This is a genomic window from Moorena sp. SIO4A5 (assembly GCF_010672005.1).
In the GTDB taxonomy this organism is placed as follows: Bacteria; Cyanobacteriota; Cyanobacteriia; order Cyanobacteriales; family Coleofasciculaceae; genus Moorena.
Window position 1 is genome coordinate 1 of the sequence record NZ_JAAHHZ010000515.1, and the last position, 1,379, is coordinate 1,379.

The following is a 1,379-nucleotide window of genomic DNA, read 5'->3' on the forward strand; positions in this document are numbered from 1 at the left end:
TAAACCAGGTAATTTTCTGAGCTTATATGACCCGATTATTATCTCTAGAGGCGATGTCATCTTTGGGGATTATACAGGAGCTTCTCTGAAAGTAGAATCTACCGGAAGTATTCAGGGGGGAAATATCGAGATCACACAGCCAGATACCACTGGCTCGATTCCCACTTCAGATCCAGATTTTGATAATTTGACCCAACGCCGCTCTCTGATTTTGCGAGCAGGTTTGAGTGAGGATCAATTGAGTAATACAGTTAATTTTGATCCTAATCAATCAGTCACGGTAGAGGGCACAGAATTCTCTAATCTCGAACAGAATTCATCGGAAGGGAGTATCACTATTGGTAATATCGACACGAGTTCTGATCAGGGTGATGCTGGACCTGTAATCTTATCAGCTCAAGATGACATTATATTCCGTGATAATGATGGTTTGATTGTTACTACGATCAGGACGACAGAAATAGGGGGTAGTAATTCTGGTGATGTAACCTTGGAAACTAGACAGGGAAGTATTCAGGTAAATGGTGAGACTCTTACAATTATTACTGAGGCATCAAACGGTGGAGATTCTGGTAACATAACCTTTAAGGTTCCAGATTCAAACAATGTTAACTTTGAGAATATTGAGATCAACACACAAGCTCAAAGGGGTGGAAATGGTGGTGATGTAATAGTCTTCGCTCCTGATATTACTAGCGAAGCTGATGCAGAACCAATACGAGAACAAATAGCATCTAGCTCACGGTTAGATGCTCTCAGAGGTACACCAGGAGAGATTAGTATTAATCCGGAAAATCTACCGGATGGTGGCACCGATACCGGTACCGGAACCGATGGTGGCAGCGGTACAGGTACAGGAACCGATGGTGGCAGCGGTACAGGTACCGGAACCGATGGTGGCACCGATACCGGTACCGGAACCGATGGTGACACCGATACTGGTACAGGAACCGATGGTGGCACCGATACCGGTACCGGAACCGATGGTGGCACCGATACCGGTACCGGAACCGATGGTGACACCGATACTGGTACAGGAACCGATGGTGGCAGCGGTACAGGTACCGGAACCGATGGTGGCACTGGTAGCGGTACAGTAACCGATGGTGGCACTGGTAGCGGTACAGTAACCGATGGTGGCACTGGTAGCGGTACAGTAACCGATGGTGGCACTGGTACCGGTACAGTAACCGATGGTGGCACTGGTAGCGGTACAGTAACCGATGGTGGCACTGGTAGCGGTACAGTAACCGATGGTGGCACTGGTAGCGGTACAGTAACCGATGGTGGCACTGGTAGCGGTACAGTAACCGATGGTGGCACTGGTAGCGGTACAGTAACCGATGGTGGCACTGGTAGCGGTACAGTAACCGATGGTG

At 48.4% G+C, this 1,379-nt stretch carries 1 pseudogene; it reads left to right on the top strand.

The features are described 5' to 3' along the window. Nucleotides 1-1,379: pseudogene (locus F6K57_RS40205) on the top strand (hypothetical protein); the annotation flags it as partial.